Below are 24006 nucleotides of genomic sequence, written 5' to 3'. Positions count from 1 at the left end.
TGAAAAGAGAAAGACCAGGGCACGGTTCGTGCCGATTTGCTCGTTCGCGCGGGAGGCATCACGCCAGCAATGTGCTCCAGGCTCTGACAGGACTTGCAGCCGTCAATCGCATCTCGGTTCAGGCCCCGCACCTACCGCGCGGCCCAAAGCATGCCTCGTTTCAAGATCATTCGCATCTCAGGAATATCGAACTCCTTCGCAACGTGGCCGAGCGAGCTGTAGAACACGCGGCCCTGGCCGTGGCGGCGCTTCCAGGCGACGGGCATCACGACGCCTTCGATCCATGGAGCGTACTCGCCCGAGAACGTCGTCGTCGCAAGCACCTCGTTGGAGGGGTCGACGTGCATATAGTATTGCTCGGAGCGATAATTGAAGTCTTGGATCCCATTCATGATGGGGTCGTCGGGCCGGGTGATGTTGACTCGGTAGTCGATGATGTTGCCGGGATGGGCGACCCACTGGCCGCCGCACATGAACTGGTACTCGACGGCCTCACGGAAGGCGTCTCCCATTCCGCCGTGATATCCCGCAAGGCCGACGCCATCGCGAACGGCCTGGGAGAGATTGGCCACCTCATCCTTCTCGATCTTCGACATCGTGTAGATCGGGACGACGAGACTCATGCGCGAGAGATCAGGCCTCGCGAAAGCCCGGGTCGAGGTTTCCAGATGGACCCTGAAGCCGTCCTCTTCCAGCATGCCGGCGATGATGGATGCGCATTGCTCCGGCTCATGCCCGCTCCAGCCGCCCCAGACGATCAATGCCTCGCGCATCCGTGTGCTCCTCATGCGGCCGATGCCGTTTGCGGAAGGCCTTTCCAGAGCCCCGCCGCGTCGCCGTCGGCGAGAGCAGCCGGCCGCTCCAGGGTGGTCGTGATCGCCTTGGGTTGCCCGGTGGCGGCTCCTTCGAGAATGGAGTGCATGATCTCGAGGACATGCAACCCGAGCCGGCCGCTGGAGCGGTGCGGCGTGCCTTGGAGAACCGCGCTGGCGAGATCGGCCAATCCGAGGGCCCGGTAATTGGCCTTGGAGGGAACCTCGGGAGCCCAGTTGGGCGAACGCCAGTTGGGAGCGCCCAGCGGCATCTCGCCCGAGTTCCTGACCTGCCAATCGCCCCCGCGCTCGGTGATCTCCACGTCGCCACCAAAGAAGTTCGGATCCGGGACGCGCAGGGAGCCTTCCGTGCCATAGAGCTCGATGGCCGGATGCCCATGCTTCCACACGTCCCAACTCATGCAGAAGGTAACTTGGGCTCCCGAGGCGAACTCAAGAAGCGCCATGACATGCGTAGGCGTTTCCACGGCGATCCGCTCCCCCTTCCGAGGAGACGTTTCCGTCGTGACGATCCGTTCGGGGAAACCGATGCTCGACATGGAGACCACACGTTTCACGGGGCCGATCAGGTTCACGAGCGTGCTGAGATAGTAGGGCGCCATGTCGAGGATGGGTCCGCCGCCCGGCTTGAAGAAGAATTCCGGATCGGGGTGCCAGTGCTCCATGCCGTGCGACATCAGAAAGGCGGTGCCCGAGAGAATGCGTCCCACGGCGCCGCCATCGATGAGCTGGCGCGCGAGACGCCCGCCTGCGCCGAGGAAGGTATCCGGCGCACAGCCCAGATGAAGGCCACGCGCCTCCGCCTCGTCGACCAGCCTGCGCCCCTGTTCGAAATCGACCGCGAGAGGCTTTTCCGAGAAGACGTGCTTGCCGGCGCTGAGCGCCGCGAGCGACACGCCGAAATGGGCGCTCGGAATCGTGAGGTTGACGACGAGGTCGATGTCGTCGCGGCCTAAGAGCGCATCAACTGACAGGGCCTCGATCTCATGGCGGCCGGCTTGAGCTTGAGCGACCTCGGGGCGCATATCCGCGCAGGCGCGCAGCGAGAGACCCCGATAGGCCAGAATGTTTTGCAGGTAGATGCCTGAGATGTTGCCGCAGCCGACGATGCCGACGTTAAGTGTGTCCATGGTGATCAATCCTCGATGGTGCGCAGGAAGGCGAAGCTGGCGCGGGCGGTTCGGGCCGGGTCTGCGGGCTTGTCGTGCTCGACCACCATCCATTGGGCTCCGGCGTCTCGGCAGGCGCGCCACAGGTCGCGCCAGTTCAGCACGCCGGAGCCGACATCGGTCCAGCCATCCTGATCCTCGTTCTGCCCGGACGGCGCGATGTCCTTCACGTGAGCCGCCGTGATCCTGCTGCGGTAGCGGCTGATCCATTCCTTCGGATCGGCATGGCCGCGGGCGAGCCACGCCACGTCCACCTGCCAGGTGAGGGGGCTTCCCTCGGCGGCTTCGAACAGCAATTCGAGGGCGGTTCTGTTGCCGTCCGTCGGCTTCAGCTCCCAATGGTGGTTGTGGTACCCGAGCCGGATCCCCTGTTCCTGAAAGCGCTGCGCCATCCGGCCGAGTTCGTGCCCGAGCGAGCGCCAGCCGTCCGCATCCATGTCGCGCTGGTTCGGCGGGACGGCCGGCATGAAGAGATGCGTGAAACCCAGCGTCCGGCATGCATCGGCAACGGCGTCCGGTTTTTCACGAAGGGCCGCCAGGCTGACATGGCTCGACGATGCCTTCAACCCCCTGGCGTCGAGCTTCGAGCGAATGGCGCGAGCGTCGTCGAGATGAGAGCCGACAGTCTCGACATAGCAATAACCGGCTTCGGCGACCGTATCGAGAATGCGATCGATGTCTTCCAGCGACCTCAAGGTATAGAGTTGAATGGAGAGAGTGTCCGTGACGCTCATGGGGTCCTCAGGGCTTCGAGAAAACGGCGCGAGCGGACCGGGGCTCCGGTCGTCGCGGATGGATTGCTGTTCAGATGCGCTCGCCGGTTTCGGCAGAAAACAGGGAGACCTGCCCGACATCGACGCCGAGCGTGAGAGGCGTACCCGGGGTCGCTCTTCTGCTTCCATGGGTCCGGACCTGGATCGAGCCTTCGCCGTCGCTGCACCAGATCACCATGTCAGCGCCCATGGGCTCGACGATGTCGATCTTGAAGCCCGGCCACGTGCCTGCTTCGGCGATCTCCAGGTGCTCCGGCCGCACGCCGAGGACGACCTGCTGCCCCGGACGCGGCTTGCTCACGAACCGATATTCCGCGAGCGGCAGGCGACGCTGTCCCGAGACGAATTCGGGGCCGGTGCCGCTCCCTTCGATCCTGCCTTTGATGAAGTTCATCTGCGGCGAGCCGACGAAGCCCGCCACGAACAGGTTCGCAGGCCGGCGATAGATCTCATCGGGACTGCCGATCTGCTGGACCTTCTGCTCCTTGAGCACCACGATCCGGTCCGCCAGCGTCATCGCCTCAATCTGATCATGGGTTACATAGACCATCGTGGTCTTGCCGAGCCGCGCATGGAGCCGCTTGATCTCGACGCGCAATTCGTTCCTGAGCTTGGCATCCAGGTTCGACAGGGGCTCGTCGAAGAGGAAAACGGCGGCGTCGCGCACGAGTGCCCGGCCGATGGCGACGCGCTGGCGCTGGCCGCCCGAGAGTTGATCCGGGCGGCGGTCGAGGAGATGGGAGATCTGCAGAAGTTCCGCCGCCTGATGGACGCGCCGTGCGATCTCGGCCTTTGGGGTCTTGGCCATCTTCAGCCCGAACGACATGTTCTGGCGCACGCTCATCCGCGGATAGAGCGCGTAGGATTGGAACACCATGGCGATTCCACGATCCTTCGGCTCCTCCCATGTCACGTTCCTTCCCCCGATCCAGATTTGGCCGGAAGAGACGTCGAGAAGGCCCGCGATGGCGTTGAGGAGCGTTGACTTCCCGCATCCCGAGGGACCCAGCAGAACGATGAACTCACCTTCTTCGATGTCAAGGGACAGGCCGTCGAAGACGCGGAACGCCTCGAAAGCGACGGTGACATCACGCACGGAAACTGCAGACATGTTCTATCCCTTCACTGCGCCGGCGGCGATGCCGCGGACGAACCAGCGTCCCGATACGAAGTAGACGACGAGGGGAACCAGCGCCGCCAGCATCGTGGCCGCCATGTCGACGTTGTAGGCGCGCTCCCCTTGTGTCGAGTGAACGATGTTGTTGAGTTGCACGGTCATGGGCAGGTTCTCCCGGCCCGCGAAGGTGAGCCCGAAGATGAAGTCGTTCCAGATGCCTGTGACCTGGAGGATGCTGGCGACCACGATCATCGGCGTCGACATGGGCAGGATCACCCGTAAGAAGATCGTCCAGAAGCCGCCGCCGTCGATGCGCGCCGCCTTGAACAGCTCGAGGGGCAAACCCGCATAATAGTTGCGGAATAGAAGCGTCATTGTCGGCAGCCCGAAGATCACGTGCACCAGCACGATGCAGAGCAGAGAGTTGTAGACGCCCGTCATCGAGAAGATGCGCACGAGGGGATAGAGAAAGACCTGATAGGGAATGAAGGCGCCGAGCAGCAGGATTCCGAACATTAGATTGGCGCCCTTCACGCGCCAGAAGGAGAGGGCGTAGCCATTGATGGCTCCTGCCGCGATGGACAGGACCACGGACGGTATGAGGATGCGCACGGAGTTCCAGAAACCGACGCTGATGCCGTTGCATTCCAGCCCCGTACAGGCGGACGACCATGCCTTGGTCCAGGCCTCGAAGGTGGGCGCTGTCGGGAGGGCGACGATGTTTCCCAGCCGGATTTCGTCCATGGGCTTGAGCGAGGTGACGATCATGATCCACAGCGGCAACAGGAAGAACAGAGCCGCCGTGATGAGGAAGGCGTAAATGCCGATGCGGCCGATCGTGAGATGCCTGGGGCGGCGGCCATGCGGTTCGACGGCGCTCATGCGTGCCTCCCTTGCGGACGGACGTAGCGGGCATAGACCCACGGAGCGAGGACGGACACGACGGCGATCAGCATGATGGTGGCGGCTGCGGTTCCGAGGGCGATGTTGTTCCGCTCGAACAGGTGATCCATGACGAACTTCGCGGGCACTTCCGTCGCGATGCCGGGACCGCCCAGGGTCATGGCCACGACCAGTTCGTAGAGCTTCACGACGCCGGTCGCCAGCAGCACCGTCGCGGTGACCACCATCGGACGGAGCAGGGGGAGGACGATCGAGGTATAGACGCGCCAAGTCGGAATGCCGTCGACCCTGGCGGCCTTCCACAAATCCTCGTCCACGCCGCGCAAGCCTGCGAGCAGGATCGCCATCGTAAGGCCGGACCCATGCCACAGGCCTGCGATGACGATCGTGTAGATCGCCATGTCCTGGTTGACGAGCCAGTCGAAGGTGAAGCTCTCGAAGCCCATGTCGCGCACGAGCTTCTGCAGGCCGAGGCCGGGATTGAGAAACCACTGCCAGGCGACGCCGGTCACGACGAAGGACATGGCATAGGGATAGAGGAACAACGTGCGGAAGATGCCTTCGCCACGCACGTTCTGGTCAATGAACACGGCGAGCAGGAAGCCAAGGATCAGGCAGCCCGAAATGAAGAGGGCTCCGAAGATGACGATGTTCTCGGCCGATGTCAGGAAGCGATCATTGGCGAACAGGCGGCTATATTGGGCGAGGCCGACCCAATCGAGCTTGGGAAGCAATGTCGAACTCGTGAAGGACAGCCGCACGGTCCAGAGCATGCAGCCGATATAGACGACGAGCACGACAAGCGCCGTCGGCAGGAGCGCGAAGGCCGCCGGCAATCGGGTCCGTATGCGGCGCCGAGCCTTGGTCGTGGCGGGGGGACTGATACCGGGAGCGCGGATCGAGACGGTGGTCATCAGGGACGTCCTGTCGGAGTGTCTGACAAGGCAAGAGACGGCTCGCCCAGCCCTTAGAGCATCGGACCCAAAAGTGGAGTTGCCCTTTTGGGCTCCAACCCGATTTTCCACTCTTGGGAGAGCGCATCGTTCGACGCGGAAAACCGGGTCCGCACGATGCGCTAGGGGCGAGCCGCGGCGCTCAGCTTGCGTCGCGCATGGCGCCGACAATCTTCTCGATGAAGGCGTCAGCCGACATGTTCGCGTTGTTCCAGTACTGTGTGACGGCATCCTGCATGGCGCCGGAGAAGTTCGGCGTGCTCAGGAGCTCCATCGCCTCGACTTGGTTGGCGGGATCCTTCAGCACGGCGTGCGACTTCTGCGCGCACACATCCATGGACGACACGTCGACATCCATGCGTACCGGGATCGATCCCTTCTTCTTGTTGAACTCGATCTGGCTGGTGGGATCGAGCAGGACCTCGATCAGCTTGTCCTGTGTGGCGAGCTGGTTCTTGTCCTTCGTGGTCGGGAACACGAAAACGTCGCCGCCGATCACGAGCTTGCCGCCACCATCGCCAACGAGGGCACAGCCGTATTCCTTGCCGGCGGTCTGGCCTGCCGCGATGAACTCGCCCTTGGCCCAGTCGCCATTGAAGTGCATGGCGGCCTTGTTCGTGATCACGAGCGCCGTGGCGTCGTTCCAGTTGCGGCCGGGGCTGCCCGAATCGACGAGCCCTCGCATCTTGCCGAAGAGTTCAACCGTTTCTTTGAATTTGGGGCTCTTGACCGCCTGCTGATCGCGGGCTCCGTAGAGTTTCCGGAACATGTCCGCGCCGCCATGGCCGACGAGGACGGCCCGGAACAGGTTGTGCTCCCAGTTGGGCTGTCCGCCGAGCGCCAGGGGAATGATCCCGCGGGCTTTCAGTTTTTCGCCGCTCGCGACCAGTTCGGGAAACGTCTTGGGAGGCTCAAGGCCTGCATCGGCAAAGATCTTGGTGTTGTAGAACAACCAATTCTGGCCGTGGATGTTGACCGGCACGGCGAAGAACTTGCCCTCACGAACCGATGCATCGACGATCGGCTTCGGCATGAGTTCGCGCCACTTCCCGGCTTGCGCGAGTTTGTCCACGTCGCGCACAAGGTCATTGCTGACCAGTTCATCGAACTGCTTGCCGGTGTTGAACTGCATCATGGTGGGAGGATTGCCTCCGACCATGCGGTTGATTCCCGCCGTGCGGGCATTCGCTCCGCCGGCGATCGCATTGTCGACCCAGGTGCCGCCGGCTTTCGTGAACTGATCGGCAAACACCTTGACCGCCGCCGACTCGCCAGCCGACGTCCACCAATGGAGCACCTCGGCTTTCATCTGCTGAGAGAGTGCTCCGGAGCTCCAGATCAAGGCAGCAGAAAGGGTATACGCAGAAACGCGTGTTTTCAGGCGCATGGCTTCCTCCCAGAAGCGTTGTATCGACATTTTGTAATCGATTACATCTTACGAGTAGGTTGTAAGGCCTTTTTAAATAAGTCAAGACACTAGTTTAAGAGCCACTCGTTTCTGTTAAGAATACTGTGGCAGCATGATTGACTGTAAGGAATATTCTCAATGAGCCGGAAGGGCTGGCGCTCTGGCAAAGGAATCCGCATCGCCGATGTGGCACATCTCGCAGGCGTCTCGACTGCCACGGTCAGCCGGGTTCTGGCCAATCCAGACAAGGTCAGGACAAAGACGCACGATCTCGTGATGGAAGCCGTGCAGCGAAGCGGCTACACGCCCAACAGCGTGGCCAGGAACCTGCGCAAGCGCCGAACCATGACGGCTCTCGTGATCGTGCCGAACCTGGCCAATCCGGTCTTTGCCCAGATCCTGCGAGGAATCGACGATGAATTGACCCGGTCGGGATACGGGCTCGTGATCGGCAATCTGGACAACTGCGCCGAGCGTGAAGCCCGCTATGTGGACCTCGCCTTGTCCCGGCAGGTCGACGGGGTCATTCTCATGAATGGCCGTGTCCCTGCGAGCGGGAAACGGACCATGACCGAGGCCGGTCTTCCCATGGTCGCCATGTGCGCCGCCATCGAGGGAGAAGGGATTCCGAATGTCGTCGTTCAGGACCGGGAGGCCTCCCGGGCCGCCGTCGCCTACCTGACGCGGCTCGGCCACCGGAGCCTCGGCTATATCGCCGGCCCGGCCGGAAACATCATCGCGGCGGAGCGCCTGACGGGTTTTCTCGAAGGGGTCGTTGCGGCGGGCTTGAGCGAGCGAGATCTCGTGCGTTGGGAAGGACGTTTCGTGTTCGAGGCCGGAGTCGCTGCCGCGGAAGCCTTTCTTCGTTTGAAGAGGAGACCCACGGCCATCTACGCGTCGTGCGACGAGAGCGCGATCGGTTTCATCAAGGCCATACGGGCTGCCGGCGTCCGGGTCCCCGAGGACGTGTCGGTGATCGGCTTCGACGGGATCGAGTTCGCCGACTACATCGAACCGACCCTGACCACGTTTCGACAGCCCCTGCACGAACTTGGTAGAACCGGGGCGGGGGTTCTTCTGAAGATGATCCGGAACGACATGAAGCCCGAGGACTGGCACATCCGTCTGCCTCTGTCGCTGCTGGAGCGCGATACGACGGCTCCCGTCTCGTCACGGGCTTCTGAGATGAAGCGACGGAGCAAGGCCTGATCGCGTCTCGATGCCTCGCGAGTAAAGCTTGCTATGCGACGTGTTGCCATACGGCGCAGCCGTTCCCATCTGTCCATCAATGGACAAGCCGATCATCCCATCCTGCCTCCTGCCCGAATCCGCAATGATCGCCCCGGATGGCGGCATGCGACGCGTGGGCGTCGAGGTGGAGTTCCTCGGCCCCAGTGTCAAAGCGGCGGCTGCCGCCCTCGTCCGGGACCTGGGCGGGGTCGCCGAGCCGGAGGATCCTCATGCAATCAGGCTTCGCGGCACCCGCTTGGGCGACCTGTCGGTCGAGCTGGATCTGCGCCATGTTCATCCGGCTCGCCATCCGGACCTGAATGTCGGGCTCGGCCTTCGCGGCGCCGCGATCCTGGGAACTCTCGTCTCGCCCTTCGTCCCGCGGGAACTCATCACCGCGCCTCTGCCTGCGGGCCGGATCGGTGCCGTGGACGAGGCCCTTGCGAGCCTTCGGTCCGTGGGAGCCCGGGGCCGAGGCACCATTCTCCTGAACTCGCTCAGCCTGCACTTCAACATCGACCCTCCGGATCTCGATGCCCGCACACTGGCGGCCTTCCTGAAGGCTTTCCTGCTCATGAGCGACGAGCTCAGGCGGCAGGTGGCGCACGGCAGCCTGAGGCTCGCGCTGGCGCTCCCGCCGGATTATCCGCAACGCTACAAGGATCGCATGCTCGCTCCGGATTACTGGCCGAGCCTGCAGGATTTCACCGCCGATTATCTGGCCGCTAATCCGACCCGCCAGCGCGCCCTCGACCTGCTGCCGGTGCTCGCCTACCTGAACGAGGGGCAGGTGCGCCAGGCTCTCCCGAGGGAGAAGATCGGTCCGCGGCCAGTGTTCCACTACCGGCTTCCGCATGCCCATCTCAGCGACCCCGACTGGAGCATTCTCCCGGCTTGGCGCGGCTGGCTCCAGGTGGAGCGCCTCGCAGCCGAGCTGGGACGAGGCGAGCTGAACTCCAGGGAATGCGTCTGACTGGCGCCGGGAGGGCTCTCACTGCCTCCGGTACAGCCGGAGCGTCACCGGAGCGAGCAGGGCCGTCAGGGCCACCGGTGCGAGGAGCGCAAGCGCAATCTGGCCCAAAGACATGCCGCCGCCCATCAGGCCTCGGACCGCGGTGGTCATGAGCGACACCGGGTTTGCCTCGACGAAAGCCCGCAGCCAGTCCGGCATCGTCGCCGGATCGACCATGATGTTCGAGGCAAACACCAGCGGAAACAGGAACGAGAACCCGAGCGTCATGACAGTCGTCGGCGTGCGGATGAGAAGACCCAGCACGATGAAGACCCAGCCGAATCCGAAACCGATGGTGACAAGAAGCGCAAAGGCCGCGAGAACGCCCAGGATGCCGGCCTCAGGGCGATAGCCGAGGATCAATCCGATGACGAGGATGATCGTCGCCGCGATGAGATGACGAAGAACGTCACCGATCATCAGTCCCGCAAAGGGCGCGAGTGGCCAGATCGGCAGCGAGCGGAAGCGGTCGAACAGCCCCTTGCCGAGATCGGTCGAGAGGTTCATGCCCGAATAGACCGCGTTGAAGGTGACTGTTTGAACCAGAATCCCTGGCAGGAAGAATTGGAGATATTCGCGCGGCGAGCCGGCGAGCGCGCCGCCGAACACGAAGGTGAAGAGCAGCGTGAACATGATCGGCGTCATGACGAGGTCGAACAGCTGCTCAGGCACATGGCGGAACTTCAGAACCGCACGCCAGCCGAACACGAGGGCATTCGACACGGCCGAAGGGGCAGGCGGCCTCGCCACGGGTTCGAAGCGACGAACCGGAATTCCGGCCGGGGGGGCATGGTCATCCGCTGGTTCCTTCATCCGTTGCGGAGCTGGCGCCTGTGAGAGCGAAGAACACCTCGTCGAGGCTGGGGCTGCCCATAGCGAAATCCGCCAGTTCGATGCCTTCTGCGAGGAGGCTGGCGAGCGCCTCGTTCGCCTGCTCCGGGGTGGCAGCCCTGATCGAGAGACGGGCTCCCTCCGCACTGGACTGAACCTTGCCGCCGAGGCGGGCCTCCAAGAGGCGTGCGGCCGTCCCGAGCCTGGCGGCATCCGTGAGCGCGACATGGAGGGTGCCGGACCCGGTGGCTGCCTTCAGCTCGCGGCTCGTGCCCTCGGCGATCTTCCGGCCGTGATCGATGACGGCGATGCGGTCGGCCAGTTGGTCGGCCTCGTCCAGGTACTGCGTCGTCAGGAGGATCGTGACGCCCGCGCCCGCAAGATCGCGGATCATCCGCCACACGCCCTGGCGGGCGACCGGATCGAGCCCGGTGGTCGGTTCGTCAAGAAAAAGCAGACCCGGAGTCACGATCAGGGACGCGGCGATGTCGAGCCTTCGCCGCATGCCGCCGGAATAGGCGTTCACCTGCTTGTGGGCTGCCTCGGACAGGTCAAAGGCTTCCAGGAGGTCATCCGCGCGAGCCTTTGCCTTCGAGCCGCGAAAGCCCCAAAGGCGTGCCAGGAGCAGAAGGTTCTCGCGACCGGTCAGGTCCTCGTCCAGCGAGGCGAACTGGCCTGTCATCGCGATGGCTGCACGCACCTTATGCGGCGCGGCGATAAGATTGTGGCCCATGACGCTGGCGCGACCCGCATCAGGTACGGTGAGTGTCGCGAGCATGCGGATCAGAGTCGTCTTGCCGGCACCGTTCGGGCCCAGGATCGCAAAGATCGCGCCCCGTTGAACATCGAGATCGACGCCGTCTACCGCACGCACATCGCCAAAGCACTTGACGAGTCCGAAGGCGCTGACCGCGAGCGGAAGCGTCTCCGCTCCGGCCATCGGCATGGCTCCGCCCGGCGCGTGGCCGTTCATGACGGTCCTCCCTGGCCAACCCTTGTCGGGTTGATTCACCCCAAACCTCGCCGAGGATTGGTGCTGCTCCAGGATGCGTCTATAGGGCCGCAATGCATCAATATTCGGGCAATTCGCGGTGCCGAGCCGGCCTGTTGTCCCGGCCGTCTGGGCTCGGTGGTTGATCTGCGCCATGCTTGCCCATCACGCGCAGATCACCGGCTCCGTGTCGCGTCAGCGTTTTTCCAGGATGATGTAGAGACCCCGCACCGGTCGCCCGGCCTCGAGCCGGATCTTGCATTCAACCGCTTCCAGGACGTCGAAGTCGGCGGCCGCGGTCTTGAGATGCGCGAGCGAATGAGCGAAGCGGCCTGAGGGCTGCAGAGTGAAGCCTTCCTCCGCTGCAACCTCGATGCTCAAGGCGAACAGCCCCCCTCGCACCATGGCACCGGCAGCGGCGCGCAGAAGCGGTCCGAGATCGCCGAAATAGATCAGCGAATCCGCCGCGAAGATGAGATCGAAGCGGTTCGGGGTCACCTCGAGATAGGCGAGAGCCTCCGACTTGACGAGTTCGGTGTACCCGCCTCGCTTCGCGGCCTCGGCCAGCATACCCGAGGAGAGATCGACCCCGATCAGAGTCGGGCCGAACGACCGCAATTCTCCGGCGGCCAGCCCGGTGCCGCAGCCCAAGTCGAGCATCTGGCTGAAGCCGGCCCGGTGTTCGGCCAGGAGCTTCGCCATCTGGCGGGGGGCATTGTACTGAAGCGTCTCGAGCAGCTTTCCGTCGAACTGAGGTGCGAACTGATCGAAATAGGTCTCGATGTAGTCCGTGGGAGCGGCTGTCATCGTCCGCCCGAGGACGGCGTCGAGCAGATAGCGCCGGACCGGATCGTCGGGCTTCTCGGCCAGCCGCATCCGTCCGATCTCGGCGGCCGCTTCCAGGTGACCGGCAGCGCTGAGAACGGAGAATGCGTCACGCGCGATGATGTCGAGTTCCTCCCGGTCGTCGCCTGCGATCTCGGGATAGTCTCGAAGGGCTTCCTGAACGCGGCCTTCGATCATGGCCTGGAACGTGAGGGCGCGGGCCCGTTTCTGCCGGGTTGGCGGATCGAGCGGCAATGTCAGCCGGACGGCTTCGTCGAACGCTCTCGCGCAGCCCGCGAAATCGGACGCGATGAAGGACAGATGGCCGAGGGCGTAATGAGCCAGACCGTTGACGTGATCGAGTTCAACGGAGGCCCGCACGGCGGCCAAGGCCTCTTCATAGTGCTTCTTCCTGAACAGCAGCAGGCCAAGTCCGAGATGAGCGGCGGCGGCTTTCGGGTTGAGTGCGATCGTGCGGCGGTAGGCATCCTCGGCCGTCTCGATGTCGTCGAGACGGTCCGCTACACCGGCAAGGGTCTGCCAGGACTGGGCGCTGTGCGGATCGAGTTCCAGGGACATCCGGATCGCGGTCAGCGCCTGCTCGTCGCGATCCGAAGCGCTGGAGACGCTCGCTAGGTCGCGCCAGAGGTCAGGGTCGTCGGGCGTCAGAGAGAGAGCGGCCGCGAACGTCCGGGCGGCTGTATCGAAACGTCCGTTTTCCCAGTGCACGAGACCGAGCTGTCGCAGGGCGTGGGCCGGATGCCCGCATTGATCGACGATCCGGCCGAAATCCGGCAGGCTCGCCTTGAGGTTGGCCACCAACGCCATTGTGACGCTGATGTCGGGAAGTTGGATGTTCGTCATGGAAATGATCCGAATGTCGTTTCGGCCTGGAGCCGAATCACCTGATCCAGAATTAAACGTGCTGGCTTTGCTGGGCCTTGCCGGCAGGTGGGTTGTGCTGGATGACACAATCAAGGCCCAGGGCAGTTCGTTCATCCGACCGGAGATGGGTGAGGGCGAGTTTCCAATCCTTCGAGAAACCCGGAGCCGACATCGTTCAGGCCTCCTGCGCCGCAGAAAAGGCTGTCGTTTGCCGCAATCACAGCCCAGGGTCGAACAGGATCGCAAGATATTTAAGAGTTGCGGGTTATCTGTGCAGCCTCTTCCCGTCTGTTCGTGAGCTCGTTACCATGAGAGTCCTTATCGGCACCGGATTTGCACTCCTGGCAGCATTCTCTGGAGCTCTAGCCGACGGTACAAGTCTCGCCGGCTCGCTCTGGCAATGCACCCGCTCATCCGACAGGTCTCGGTTCGTAATCACCTTCTATCCGGGTGGAGGTGTCGGCGGCGGCGAGGTTCAGGAGGGAGAGATCAGCCCGTACATCTTCGACGCCACGAACCGCCAGGAGGGCGAGTGGCCTGGGCGTTGGGAGCAGACGGGCCGGACCTTCACCTGGAGCTTTCCTGACCAGCACATGACGATCTCCGGCACGATCAGCTCCGCAGGCAGGATTGGAGCCCGGCTGACCGGGCGCGAGGATGCCAACGGCACCAAGAGCGCCGTCACCTGCACCGGCCTATCAAAGCTCCCGAGGATTGGAGAAGGACTGGTCATCCCCAGGGATGGTCACTTCCTGGACCTCAACGGCGGGGAGGGAGAATTGAAGGTACCGGCAGGTGTCTCGCTTCAGGCGCCGGACCGTTGATCTTCACTTCCTGAAACGCACGGCAATCATTGACCATCGTGCAGCGCTCAATGCTCCAGGATCGGTCTGATTTCCTGAAGGTTTCCGATGGTGTGCTCCAGGTGGCGACGCAGCGCCTGCGAAGCGTCCTCGTTTCTTTCCCGCTCGAGCAGGTCGAGGATCTGGAGGTGCTCTTCGCATTGCTTGCGATAGCGCTTGCGGTCGACCATCGAGCGATACGACAGCAGGCGGCGAACGCGGTTGATGCGCCGGACCGCTTCCAGGAAGAATGGGTTGCCCGATGCGCCGATGATCGCCTCGTGGAACCGCACGCCGCGTTCGTGGAGCGCATCGGCGCTGTCCGTCTCGATGGCGCCGCCGAGGAGCCGGAGCTCCGCCTCACGGCAGCGGGCCGCGATGTCACGGTCGAGACGGTAGGTCGGCTCCAGGAGTGCGGCGGGTTCGAGGGCCAGGCGCACCCGGTACGTCTGCTCCAGGCTCTCAGGAGTGGTCAGCATCGGCGAGAACGACCAGCCGTAGCCCGGGCGGCGCTCGGCCCACCCCTCCTGGGCAATCCGGCCTAGGACGGCATTCAGCTGGGTTTTCGTCAGCCTATAGGTGTCCTTGAGGTAGGTCTCGGAGGCAGGATCGGGCAGGCGGCTTTGGAGGTGATCCTCGGCGATCCTGAAATAGACATCGGACACGTCGTTCCTGGTGGTCAGGCCGAGGCTCTCCGGCGACGCGTTCTTGACGGTGGACACGAAGTAGCCGCGGTTGCGTTCGTGAACGAGGACACCTTTGGCGGCGAGCAGTTGCAAGGCCTGGCCGATGGGAAAGCGGGAAACGTTGAACCGCTCGGCGAGTTCCTGGGCTGTCAGGTGTGTGCCGGCGGGCAGTCCGCCGCCCCGGATATGCTCGAGGATTTGCGCCGCGAGGCCCTCGGTCAACTCGCGCTTTCCATTGACCGGACGCTCACCGGCTGAACTCATGACCACGATCCCGGACTCGAACTTCAAGATAACTCAATCCTCGTTTACCCGAAGTGTCGCGGTCGCGGTACTCTCATGCTCGGTTCGCCGTGAGTTCGAGAGCTTGTCCTATGAGCATGGGCGGGGAGCCCGCACGGGCTCCCCGGGTCTTGAGATTACGACTTCGCCAGGCCGACCGACCTGAGCACGTCGCCGACGCGGACCTGCTCTTCCTTGAGGAAGGCCTCGAAGGGCTCGCCGGCGAGATAGAAGTCCTCCCAGCCTCTTTGCTTCAGGATCTCGGCCCATTCCTTGGACTTGACCACCTTCTCGACGGTGTCCGTCAGGGCCTTTTTCTGCTCGGCCGTGATGCCGGGGCCTGCCATGACGGCGCGCCAGTTCACGACCTCGACATCCATGCCCTGCTCCTTGAGCGTGGCAACATCAGCGTTGGCCAGCCGCTTGCCGGACGAAAGGGCGAGGGCCCGCAGCTTGCCGGCCTTGATCTGGCTCTCGAACTCGCCGTAGCCGGAAATGCCCGCCGTCACGCGGCCGCCGAGCATCGCCGCGAGGGCTTCGCCACCGCCCGAGAAGGCGATGTAGTTGACCCTCGCGGGATCGGAGCCGGCTGCCTTGGCGAACAGGGCCGCGAGGATGTGATCCGCGCCGCCGGCGGAACCGCCGGCCCAGGTGACCTTGGCCGGATCGGCCTTGACCGCATCCGCCAGTTCCTTGACCGACTTGATGGGCGAGTTGGCCGGCACGACGATCACGAGCGGGTCGCCGGTGAGGCGTGCGATCGGCGTCACCTGGTCGAGCGTGACCGGAGATTTGTTGGTGAGGATCGCGCCCACCATGGTGATGCCGTTGACCATGAGTTGGCTCGGATCGCCCTTTGCCTGGTTGACGAACTGAGCGAGGCCCACGGTGCCGCCGGCACCGGTGACGTTGACCACCTGAACGCTCTTGGCAAGCCCCGTCTGCGTGAGCACCTGCTGGACCGAGCGGGCGGCCGCATCCCAGCCGCCACCTGGGCCCGCCGGGGCGATGATCTTGAGTTCCTGCTGCGCGAAAGCCGACGACGCGACGAGCGTCATGGCGGCAACGGCAACGCCGCGGATAGTCTTGGTAATGGAGCTCACGAGTTCCTCCCTTGGGTTGCGTGAGATGTTGAACGCGAAGGGGACGTTGCCGCTCAGCGTCTGATGGTCGGCGAGGCCTCTCGCCGATGGGTTTCACCGTCGCCGGTGAAGTCGGGTGCGGGCGCCTGGCGGCTTGTGGTCTCCGCCTGGATGACGCGTCGCAGGATAAGGGGAATGATGCCGCCGCCGCGCAGGATCTCGACCTCGAGGCCGGTCTCTATGGCTGCGGTGGCGGCAAAGGTCTCGCTCTCCCCCGATGCGCGGAGGATCCTGACGGGCACGGCACAGCGCGGGCTGATCCGGGCAGGATCGGCATCGACGACGATCCGATCCCCTGGGCGCAGATGCAGACGGCTCGGGTGCCGGTCTGCGGGCAGCCGCAGGGGCAGGATACCCATGCCGATCAGGTTTGAACGGTGAATGCGCTCGAAGCTCGATGCGAGCACCGCGCGGGTGCCGAGGAGGGCGACGCCCTTGGCGGCCCAATCGCGCGACGATCCCATGCCGTAGCGTTCGCCTGCCACCACAACCACGGAGGCGCTCTCGGCGGCATAGCGCTCGGCGACACGGAACAGCGGCAGGTGCTCGCCAGATCCCGCATGGATCGTGAAGCCAGGCGCGATCTGAGGGTCGAGCAGGTTGCGCACCGACTGGTTGGTGAACAGGCCTCGCGCCATGGCCTCCCAGTTCCCGCGGCGGGACGCGAAGACGTTCAGGTCGTGACGGTTCTCGCCGCGCGCGACAAGGTACTCGGCGGCTTCACTCGTCTGGGGAATCTGGCCGGCGGGCGAGATGTGGTCGGTGGTGATGTCGTCTCCCAGCACAAGCAGCGGATGCGCTGCGTAATGGCCGAGAAGCGTGCCCTCGCCGAAGCCCGCGAAGGGCGGGCGGCGGATATAGGACGAGCGCTCGTTCCAGGGGAAAAGGGGCGTGGCGGGAGCGTCGAGCACCTGCCAGGTCTCGCTCGCCTCGGCCTCGTCGTAGGAGGTGTCGTAATCGCCCGCATCGATGGCTCGGGTGAGGGCCGCATCGATCTCGTCGCCTGTCGGCCAGAGATCGGCCAGCCTGATCTCCTCGCCGGACGGTGAGTACCCGATGGGATCGGCCAGGATATCGCGATTGACGTCGCCGGCGAGCGCGAAGGCCACGACGAGCGGAGGCGAGGCCAGGAAGCCTGCTTCGAGCTGCGGATGCACGCGGCCCGGGAAGTTGCGGTTGCCCGACAGCACGGCGACCGGCAGGATGCCGCGCTCCGCCATGGCCTGCTCGATGATCGCGGGCAGCGGTCCCGAGTTGCCGATGCAGGTGGTGCAGCCATAGCCGACGATCCCGAAGCCGACGGCCTCCAAATCCTCCAGCAATCCGGCGCGGCGCAGATAGCGCTCCGCGGTCGGGGATCCTGGCGCCAGCGAGGTCTTCACCCAGGCAGGAGGCTTGAGGCCGAAGCGGCGCGCCTTGCGAGCGACGAGGCCCGCGGCGACCAGGAGCCTCGGATCGGACGTGTTGGTGCAGCTCGTGATCGCCGCGATGGCAACGGAGCCGTTTCCGAGTTGACCCTCCGACACTGGACGGCCCGCCAGCATCGGCGCCAAGGCCTCGACCGTTTGGCCTGCAGGGATACGGTCCTGCGGACGGCGCGGACCCGCGAGGCTGACCTCGACCTCATCGAGGTTGATGTCAACCGTGTCCGTGAAACGCGGAGCGGCCTCCGGATCGAACCACAGCCCTTGTTGCTTGGCGTAGTCCTCGACCAGGCGCACGTGCTCGGCCGAGCGGCCCGTTTCGCGCAAGTAGCGCAGCGTCTGATCGTCGATGGGGAAGAAGCCGGAATTAGCGCCGAATTCTGGGGTCATGTTAGCGATCACGGCGCGATCGCCTGCCGAGAGCGTCGAGACGCCTTCGCCGTAGAATTCGACGAAGCGATCCGCGAGATCGATCCGGCGGAGGCGCTCGGTGACCGTCAATGCGAGATCGGTCGCGAGCACCCCCTGTTTGAGACGTCCGGTGAGACGCACACCGACGATGTCCGGCACGCGGATCATCACCGGCATACCGAAGATCACGCTCTCGGCTTCCAGTCCGCCGACGCCCCAGCCGAGCACGCCGATGCCGTTGATCATCGGCGTATGGCTGTCGGTGCCGATCAGGGTGTCGGGCATGACCCATGACACGCCATCCCGCTCGGCGGTGGTGATGACAGTTGCCAGGCGCTCTAGGTTGAGTGTGTGCATGATCCCGGTGCCGGGCGGGTGGACGCGGAATCCGGTGAGGGCGCGGGTGGCCCATTTNCATCGGGGGAGCCGAACACATCCACGCCGAGGGAATGGTCGGTGGAGACGTCGACGGGAAGGACAGGATTGAGCCCGGTCGGGTCGTATCCGGCTTCCGCGAGGGAGGCTCGCATCCCGGCAATGTCAACCAGGGCCGGGCCGCAGGTGGTGTCATGCATCAGAACGCGGCTAGGCAGGAAAGGGATCTCCTCCTCGCTGCGTCCACTCCTCAGCCAGTCCAGAATGGCGGCCTTGGCGCGCTGGGTATCCTCTCCCGCGGCCCGAACGACGTTCTCCAGCATGATCCGCAGGATATGCGGCAGGCGTTCAAGGCTATCTCCGGCTTCCGTACGGAGGTCGACAATACGGTGCTTCCCTCCAAGCAGGGAGGAAGCAGCCGTCTTGGGTTGGATCGGGAGTTGATCGAGCATGCCCCCTCATTGCATAATCATGGATACAAATGCAAGATGTATTGCATTTCATATCTGATTAATGCAAAATGCTACTGTGTCTGAGCTTGGTGCCGGGCGGTATGAACCGTCGTGTTAGGAGCTGTGACGCATTCAAAGCCGTGCTGGCGCCATATCATCAGGTGCGGAACCGGGGCCGGCCGTCGAATCGTTCTACCGGCGCGCGGGTGACGGGGCTGTCCTTGTCGCCGCAGCATCGACTCTGCCTGGTCAGGGGCAAGCCAGCGGGGCCATCCTTGTTCCGTCTTGGCGGCAACAGGGTGCAGCCCTGATCAGCGGAAAATCAGCCAGCCGATCAGGGTGAGGGGCCCGAGCACTCCAAGCATGAAGGGCGTAATATGGTGAGCCATGGGGAGCATCCTTTGATGCCCAACATCTTACCAAACGTAAAGATAATGCCTGTGAGGTGCCGCACATGGGAGGCGGCGCGACACCTCCAAGAGCGGTTCCGTCCATGCCTGCCATGAGCACGGCAGGATGGTGAGAACGCCGGAAAGGACGCCCTCGATGGAAGCCCTGCCATCACGGCGGTGCCCTTCAGCCTCGGGCAAGCCACAAAGAGTAGTCAGGAAATGCCTGACTTCAGCACGCTATCGGGGCGTGCGCTTCCCACGGCGAAGTGGGCAGGCCATTCCAGAAGACATGTCTCAAGAAATTCCTACCTCTCGTAAAAAGCTCACAGAGGCTTTCTCCAGCATTGCGGGTCGATTTTATGCGGGCATCGCTGCAGGCATCGTCGCACTCATAGCACTGTCCATCTATGGTTCGCTCACCATCTCCAGCCTTCTGCTCGAGCGGAAGCAGTCGGAGCTCAAGAGCTTGACCCAGACCGCCACCACTCTCATTGCGGGCTACGAGGAGCGCGCCAGGAAGGGCGAGTTTTCCGAGGAGGAGGCGAAGAGGCGCGCGGCCGACACCCTTCGCACGATGCGTTACAATGGTAACGACTATTTTGTGGTGCTCGATTACACCAACTTCGTTGTCATGCATCCCAACAAGAATACGGAAGGCAAGAACCTCTCCGACGTGAAGGACGTCAACGGAACCTATGTGACCCGGGAACAGGTCGAGGCGGGCAAGAAGGGCGGTGGCTTCGTGAACTTCCTCTGGCCGAAGCTCAACGAGACCGTGCCGTCGCCGAAGACGGTGTACGCCGTCTCCTTCCCTCAATGGCAATGGGTCGTGGCGGCAGGCATGTACGTGGATGACCTCGCCGTTATCAACGCGACCTACCGAAACGTCTTTCTCGCCTTCGTCGGCGTGTCCGCTCTGGTTCTGCTGGGCATCGCCTTCGGCCTCGGCCGCAGCATCTCCCGTCCCATCGGCCGCCTCATCGAGAACATGCGTTCACTCGCGGAGGGGAACCTCGGCGCGAACATCGAAGGCATCGACCGCAAGGACGAGATCGGCACGATGGCGCGCAGGGTTCAGGTCTTCAAGGACGCCATGGTCGCCAAGAAGGCTGCCGACGAACAGGCTGCCTTGGAACTCGATGAGAAAGCCCGCCGTGCCGAGATGTTGGATCAGCTGACACGACGCTTCGAAGCCAATGTGTCGGCGCTGACCCAGGGGCTCTCCTCCGCCGCCACTGAAATGGAGGCCACGGCCCAGTCCATGGCGCATGTGGCGGATCAAACCACCCGGCAATCCGTGACGGTCTCGTCGGCCGCCCAGCAGACCTCCGCCAACGTGCAGACGGTGGCCGCCGCCACCGAGGAGCTGTCGATCTCGATCCGTGAGATCGCCTCCCAGGTGAGCCAATCCTCGCAGGTGGCCGAGAAAGCCGTCGCCGGAACCCAACGCACCAGCGCCACCGTGCAGGAGCTCGCCGCCAGCGCGGAGCGCATCGGCGACGTGGTGCAGCTCATCAACACGATCGCGGGCCAGACGAACCTCTTGGCCCTCAACGCTACCATCGAGGCCGCGCGGGCCGGCGAAGCCGGCAAGGGCTTCGCGGTTGTGGCATCGGAAGTGAAGGATCTGGCGACCCAGACCGCAAAGGCGACCGACGAGATTTCGCAGCAGATCAGCTCGGTCCAGCACGCAACCCAGCAGACCGTTGCGGCGATCCAGGAGATTGCCCGCACGATCACCGAGATGTCGCAGATTTCGACCTCCATCGCGGCCGCGATGGAGCAGCAGGGCGCGGCAACTTCGGAGATCGCCCGCAATGTGCAGGAGGCTGCACGAGGCACGGAACAAGTGACCGGCAGCATCGTGGACGTTCAGCAAGGTGCCGGCGAGACGGGGGCAGCAGCCAGCCAGGTGCTGGGAGCGGCTCAGGAGCTGGCCCGTCACTCCAACGAACTCGGCCGCGAGGTTGCCAACTTCCTCAGGGGCGTCAAGGCGGCGTGAGCAGCACCGGGTGAAATCCGATTGTCGAAGGGCCGCTGGGTGCAGCGGCCCTATTCATGTGGCGGACAGGGTCGGAAACGGCGGTGGTTCTCCGCCAAGGATGAAGAAGGACAGTCGGGACCGTCCGCTCTTAGGAGAGCGGACGTCGCTACGTCTCCTCTTGAAGTCCGCTTCGGCCCGATTCGGACATTCCCCCGCCGAATGCTAGAATGCGGCCATGACAGATCTGGAACGTTGGATTGTGGACCAGGGCCTCAGGGGCGGAAGCGTCGCGTCACTGTTCACTGGGTTTGCCGAGCACATCACTGCCGAGGGTATCCCTCTGGCGAGGGCCTATCTCGCGCTGCCCACCGTCAATCCAACGATCCGCGTTGTCAATCACACCTGGACTCGACAGATCGGCGCGGTTGCCGAAGGTGTCTCTCATGACCGCGAGGTGCATGCCTTCGAAGAAAGCCCCTTCGGGCACATGCTGCGCAGCGGCCGGACACATTTTCATTGGCATCTGAACGAACCGGGAGGGGAATGGTTCGGTGTGTTCGATGAAGTGCGGCGAGCCGGAGGGAAGGATTATCTGGCCCGGCTCATTCGTTTCGAGAATGCAAGCGCCCCGGATCTGCGCGGCATTGCCACGTCGTTTTCAACCTACCGCGACGAGGGCTTCCTGGCCAGTGAGGTCGCTCGCATCGATGCCGTGTTACCGCTGCTGGCATTGGCGGCGTATCGCATGACGCTGCTCGACCTGACGGTTGCTATGCTCGACACCTATGTGGGCTTGTCGACCGGAAGACGCGTGCTGAGCGGCGAGATCCGACGCGGCTCCGGCACGACGTTGACCGCAGCCCTGCTGTTTGCCGATCTGCGAGGCTTCACCGCCGTCACCGATGCAGCCGGCACGCACGTCATGGCCAGGCTGAACCGGCACCTCGAAGCCATGGCGGAGCCGGTGGTCGAACAGGGGGGTGAGGTCATGAAGTTCCTGGGAGATGGTCTCCTGGCCGTCTTTCCGATCACTGAAGAACAGCCGAAAGAAGCAGCCTGCGCTGCGGCGATACGCGCTGCCCGTGAGGCACTTGCTCGCAACAAGCATGTGAATCGCTCCTTCCACGATGAGACGCCGCTCGGCCTCGACATCGCCCTCCACACCGGTGAGGTGTTTTACGGAAACATTGGAGCGGCAAACCGCCTGGACTTCACGGTGATCGGCCCGGCGGTGAACGAAGTCAGCCGGATGGAAGCCCTCTGCTCAGAGCTGGATTGCCCTGTCGTGCTGTCGTCCGCCGTAGCTGCCGTAAGCCCTGTTCCGGTCTGCTCCCTTGGCCATCACAGGCTTCGCGGCGTACCGGGTGAACGGGAGCTGTTCACCTTCCCGGCGTAGAGCATCGGACGCGAAAGTGGGAGCCGATTTTGCGTGAAAAGATGCTCAACGATCAAGAGTTTAAAGCCTCGGACGTGAGTTCGAATGCACGTCCGACGCTTTAGGTGCCCGCTGAGGCCGCGTCCTGGCGAGGACCATGGAGAGCCGTCCTGCATGGTGCCGTTGGATGAGCCGTCCCATTGCTTCCCGGACGGGCAAGTCATTCAGCGTATTGCTCCCGAATGCCGAAAATGAACAGTGGATGAGTATCGAGCCTTTTAGCCACTATTCTCTGTTCCCCCAGCAAGAATAGCCATGGCATTCCTCTTACGATCATCTCTCTACCACTAATGCGCACGGAATAATTTTGAACATCCTTTCTCGCCTGTGGTTTTGGAGCGAGGCCATTTCGGCCTGCGTCACTCTGGGCATTGTGCCTGTCACGCGTAAGTCCATCCACCAGACCGGACGGCGTTGGTACGATACTGAGTTGCGCTGAATTCCAGGTTCCTGAAGCTAGGATACTCCTGCATGACCATTCAAAGCTCACGGCTGCTCTTTCGAAGTTTCTTTCTTGGCGGCTTCGAGTGCTCAAGCCACCGCAGGGCCGACGGAAGGCGTCTCGATCTTCTTGCCACAACGGGACACGATCGGAATGCCGCGGGGGATTACAAGATGCTCTCCCAGCACAAGATCGCCGTGGCTCGAGACGGGCTCCGGTGGCACCTGATCGAGAAAGCGCCGGGCCAGTATGATTGGTCGAGCCTTCTCCCCATGCTCCATGCAGCCAGAGAGAACGGCACGCAAATCATCTGGGATCTCTGCCACTATGGCTGGCCAGACGATCTGGACATCTGGTCGCCGGAGTTCATCAACCGCTTCGCCCAGTTCGCTGGAGCCGCATCCCGGGTGATCCGAGACGAGACCGACGGCAATGCCTTCTATTGCCCGGTCAACGAGATCTCGTTCTGGGCATGGGCCGGTGGCGAGGTGGGCCGATTCAATCCGACCTGCCATCACCGGGGAGCCGACTTGAAGCGCCAGCTCGTTCGGGCGTTCATTGCCGCAATCGACAGGATCAAAGCCGCCGACCCCGAAGCCCGTTTCATCACGGCGGAGCCCTTGATCAATGTTGAGGGCGGTCTTGGGGATGAGCAGCATGTCCGGGGCGCCGAGATCTATCGGCTCGCTCAGTTCGAGGTGTTCGACATGCTCTGCGGAAGACTGGAGCCCGGTCTCGGCGGCGCTCCCGAGTGCCTCGATATCATCGGGGTGAACTACTATCCGGACAATCAGTGGTATCATGGCGGTCCGACGATCCCGTTGGGACATCATGCCTACCGTCCGCTGCACGATATGCTCATCGAGGTTGACAGGCGCTACAACCGTCCCATGCTGATCGCCGAGACCGGTGCCGAGGGATCTGGCCGTGCATCGTGGCTCCACTACGTCTGCAGCGAGATTCGCGAGGCTCTGGAGATCGGCGTTTCGATTCAGGGCATCTGCCTTTATCCGATCATCGACTATCCGGGATGGGACAACGAACGCACCTGCCATGTCGGGCTCTTGTCCGCACTCAACGAGCACGGCCAGCGCTCAGTGTGCGTGTCCCTGGCGCGCGAGTTGAGCCGCCAGCAGGAGCTCTTCCGGGACCTTGAGGTCATGGCCGATCACCAGGCGAGCAAGCTCGCGGTCGCGGGATAGATCTAGA

At 63.4% G+C, this 24006-nt stretch carries 18 protein-coding genes and 2 pseudogenes; 6 read left to right on the top strand and 14 right to left on the bottom strand.

All coding sequences use genetic code 11. The annotated features are described in order from the left end of the window. Window positions 1–131: 131 nt before the first annotated feature. The 7 genes from E4K09_RS18365 to E4K09_RS18335 all read right to left on the bottom strand — a co-directional run bounded on the left by E4K09_RS18365 (window position 132) and on the right by E4K09_RS18335 (window position 7135). Window positions 132–773 carry a ThuA domain-containing protein gene (locus E4K09_RS18365; RefSeq protein ID WP_134499223.1) on the bottom strand — a complete coding sequence of 214 codons (642 nt, stop codon included), beginning with the start codon at window positions 771–773 and terminating at the stop codon, window positions 132–134. An 11-nt stretch (window positions 774–784) separates the two neighbouring features. Then, window positions 785–1963: a Gfo/Idh/MocA family protein gene (locus E4K09_RS18360; protein ID WP_134499222.1), complete on the bottom strand. Its 1179-nt coding sequence runs from the start codon at window positions 1961–1963 to the stop codon at window positions 785–787. Window positions 1964–1968: 5 nt separating this feature from the next. Beyond that, window positions 1969–2736 carry a sugar phosphate isomerase/epimerase family protein gene (locus E4K09_RS18355; RefSeq protein WP_134499221.1) on the bottom strand — a complete coding sequence of 256 codons (768 nt, stop codon included), beginning with the start codon at window positions 2734–2736 and terminating at the stop codon, window positions 1969–1971. Between the two features lie 70 nt (window positions 2737–2806). Beyond that, window positions 2807–3886, bottom strand: coding sequence for an ABC transporter ATP-binding protein (locus E4K09_RS18350; protein ID WP_134499220.1), 1080 nt, complete (start codon window positions 3884–3886; stop codon window positions 2807–2809). 3 nt (window positions 3887–3889) lie between these two features. After that, window positions 3890–4774: a carbohydrate ABC transporter permease gene (locus E4K09_RS18345; protein WP_134499219.1), complete on the bottom strand. Its 885-nt coding sequence runs from the start codon at window positions 4772–4774 to the stop codon at window positions 3890–3892. After that, window positions 4771–5709 (bottom strand): carbohydrate ABC transporter permease, encoded by a 939-nt coding sequence (locus E4K09_RS18340; protein ID WP_134499218.1) that lies wholly within the window; start codon window positions 5707–5709, stop codon window positions 4771–4773. The genes E4K09_RS18345 and E4K09_RS18340 overlap by 4 nt, the downstream gene beginning before the upstream one ends. Window positions 5710–5890: 181 nt before the next feature. After that, window positions 5891–7135 carry an ABC transporter substrate-binding protein gene (locus E4K09_RS18335; protein ID WP_134499217.1) on the bottom strand — a complete coding sequence of 415 codons (1245 nt, stop codon included), beginning with the start codon at window positions 7133–7135 and terminating at the stop codon, window positions 5891–5893. Between the two features lie 159 nt (window positions 7136–7294). Between E4K09_RS18335 and E4K09_RS18330 the strand changes: the two genes are divergently transcribed. Continuing rightward, entirely contained in the window at window positions 7295–8365 is a 1071-nt protein-coding gene (locus E4K09_RS18330; RefSeq protein WP_134499216.1) for a LacI family DNA-binding transcriptional regulator, read from the top strand. A 124-nt stretch (window positions 8366–8489) separates the two neighbouring features. After that, entirely contained in the window at window positions 8490–9359 is an 870-nt protein-coding gene (locus tag E4K09_RS18325) for an amidoligase family protein (RefSeq protein ID WP_166802392.1), read from the top strand. A gap of 18 nt (window positions 9360–9377) precedes the next feature. On the opposite strand, the gene E4K09_RS18320 is transcribed toward E4K09_RS18325, so the two are convergent. From E4K09_RS18320 to E4K09_RS18310, 3 genes are all read right to left on the bottom strand, one after another. Further along, window positions 9378–10211 carry an ABC transporter permease gene (locus tag E4K09_RS18320; RefSeq protein WP_134499214.1) on the bottom strand — a complete coding sequence of 278 codons (834 nt, stop codon included), beginning with the start codon at window positions 10209–10211 and terminating at the stop codon, window positions 9378–9380. Beyond that, window positions 10192–11202, bottom strand: coding sequence for an ATP-binding cassette domain-containing protein (locus E4K09_RS18315; protein ID WP_134499213.1), 1011 nt, complete (start codon window positions 11200–11202; stop codon window positions 10192–10194). Before E4K09_RS18315 ends, E4K09_RS18320 begins: the two co-directional genes overlap by 20 nt. 213 nt (window positions 11203–11415) lie before the next feature. Further along, a complete protein-coding gene (locus E4K09_RS18310; protein ID WP_166802391.1) occupies window positions 11416–12909 on the bottom strand; it encodes a tetratricopeptide repeat protein in 1494 nt (497 codons plus the stop codon). Window positions 12910–13238: 329 nt separating this feature from the next. Between E4K09_RS18310 and E4K09_RS18305 the strand changes: the two genes are divergently transcribed. Next, a complete protein-coding gene (locus tag E4K09_RS18305) occupies window positions 13239–13754 on the top strand; it encodes a hypothetical protein (protein WP_134499211.1) in 516 nt (171 codons plus the stop codon). 47 nt (window positions 13755–13801) lie between these two features. Here the strand turns inward: E4K09_RS18305 and E4K09_RS18300 are convergent, their stop codons facing one another. The 4 genes and pseudogenes from E4K09_RS18300 to E4K09_RS30305 all read right to left on the bottom strand — a co-directional run. Continuing rightward, entirely contained in the window at window positions 13802–14749 is a 948-nt protein-coding gene (locus tag E4K09_RS18300; RefSeq protein ID WP_204985754.1) for a GntR family transcriptional regulator, read from the bottom strand. Between the two features lie 128 nt (window positions 14750–14877). Then, the gene (locus E4K09_RS18295) at window positions 14878–15843 is read right to left on the bottom strand and encodes a Bug family tripartite tricarboxylate transporter substrate binding protein (protein WP_425293860.1); all 966 of its coding nucleotides are present in this window, start codon (window positions 15841–15843) and stop codon (window positions 14878–14880) included. 53 nt (window positions 15844–15896) lie between these two features. Next, window positions 15897–18131, bottom strand: a pseudogene (gene acnA / locus E4K09_RS18290) (aconitate hydratase AcnA); the annotation flags it as partial. 1 nt (window position 18132) lies between these two features. After that, window positions 18133–18544, bottom strand: a pseudogene (locus tag E4K09_RS30305) (aconitase family protein); the annotation flags it as partial. Window positions 18545–19225: 681 nt separating this feature from the next. Between E4K09_RS30305 and E4K09_RS18285 the strand changes: the two are divergent. From E4K09_RS18285 to E4K09_RS18275, 3 genes are all read left to right on the top strand, one after another. Next, window positions 19226–20938 carry a methyl-accepting chemotaxis protein gene (locus E4K09_RS18285; protein WP_134499210.1) on the top strand — a complete coding sequence of 571 codons (1713 nt, stop codon included), beginning with the start codon at window positions 19226–19228 and terminating at the stop codon, window positions 20936–20938. Window positions 20939–21155: 217 nt separating this feature from the next. Then, on the top strand, window positions 21156–22316 hold the full coding sequence (locus tag E4K09_RS18280; RefSeq protein WP_134499209.1) for an adenylate/guanylate cyclase domain-containing protein: 1161 nt from the start codon (window positions 21156–21158) through the stop codon (window positions 22314–22316). Window positions 22317–22826: 510 nt separating this feature from the next. Beyond that, complete coding sequence (locus tag E4K09_RS18275) at window positions 22827–23999, top strand: glycoside hydrolase family 1 protein (protein ID WP_134499208.1); 1173 nt, start codon at window positions 22827–22829, stop codon at window positions 23997–23999. Window positions 24000–24006 lie beyond the last annotated feature (7 nt).

Source organism: Microvirga pakistanensis (assembly GCF_004458765.1).
GTDB classification, from domain to species: Bacteria; Pseudomonadota; Alphaproteobacteria; order Rhizobiales; family Beijerinckiaceae; genus Microvirga; species Microvirga pakistanensis.
This window is presented reverse-complemented; position numbering and strand designations above follow the sequence as displayed.

Coding starts and splice junctions, on each gene's coding strand:
- E4K09_RS18365 (WP_134499223.1), bottom strand. CDS start 773: ATGCGCGAGGCATTGATCGTCTGGGGCGGCTGGAGCGGGCATGAGCCG.
- E4K09_RS18360 (WP_134499222.1), bottom strand. CDS start 1,963: ATGGACACACTTAACGTCGGCATCGTCGGCTGCGGCAACATCTCAGGC.
- E4K09_RS18355 (WP_134499221.1), bottom strand. CDS start 2,736: ATGAGCGTCACGGACACTCTCTCCATTCAACTCTATACCTTGAGGTCG.
- E4K09_RS18350 (WP_134499220.1), bottom strand. CDS start 3,886: ATGTCTGCAGTTTCCGTGCGTGATGTCACCGTCGCTTTCGAGGCGTTC.
- E4K09_RS18345 (WP_134499219.1), bottom strand. CDS start 4,774: ATGAGCGCCGTCGAACCGCATGGCCGCCGCCCCAGGCATCTCACGATC.
- E4K09_RS18340 (WP_134499218.1), bottom strand. CDS start 5,709: ATGACCACCGTCTCGATCCGCGCTCCCGGTATCAGTCCCCCCGCCACG.
- E4K09_RS18335 (WP_134499217.1), bottom strand. CDS start 7,135: ATGCGCCTGAAAACACGCGTTTCTGCGTATACCCTTTCTGCTGCCTTG.
- E4K09_RS18330 (WP_134499216.1), top strand. CDS start 7,295: ATGAGCCGGAAGGGCTGGCGCTCTGGCAAAGGAATCCGCATCGCCGAT.
- E4K09_RS18325 (WP_166802392.1), top strand. CDS start 8,490: ATGATCGCCCCGGATGGCGGCATGCGACGCGTGGGCGTCGAGGTGGAG.
- E4K09_RS18320 (WP_134499214.1), bottom strand. CDS start 10,211: ATGAAGGAACCAGCGGATGACCATGCCCCCCCGGCCGGAATTCCGGTT.
- E4K09_RS18315 (WP_134499213.1), bottom strand. CDS start 11,202: ATGAACGGCCACGCGCCGGGCGGAGCCATGCCGATGGCCGGAGCGGAG.
- E4K09_RS18310 (WP_166802391.1), bottom strand. CDS start 12,909: ATGACGAACATCCAACTTCCCGACATCAGCGTCACAATGGCGTTGGTG.
- E4K09_RS18305 (WP_134499211.1), top strand. CDS start 13,239: ATGAGAGTCCTTATCGGCACCGGATTTGCACTCCTGGCAGCATTCTCT.
- E4K09_RS18285 (WP_134499210.1), top strand. CDS start 19,226: ATGTCTCAAGAAATTCCTACCTCTCGTAAAAAGCTCACAGAGGCTTTC.
- E4K09_RS18280 (WP_134499209.1), top strand. CDS start 21,156: ATGACAGATCTGGAACGTTGGATTGTGGACCAGGGCCTCAGGGGCGGA.
- E4K09_RS18275 (WP_134499208.1), top strand. CDS start 22,827: ATGACCATTCAAAGCTCACGGCTGCTCTTTCGAAGTTTCTTTCTTGGC.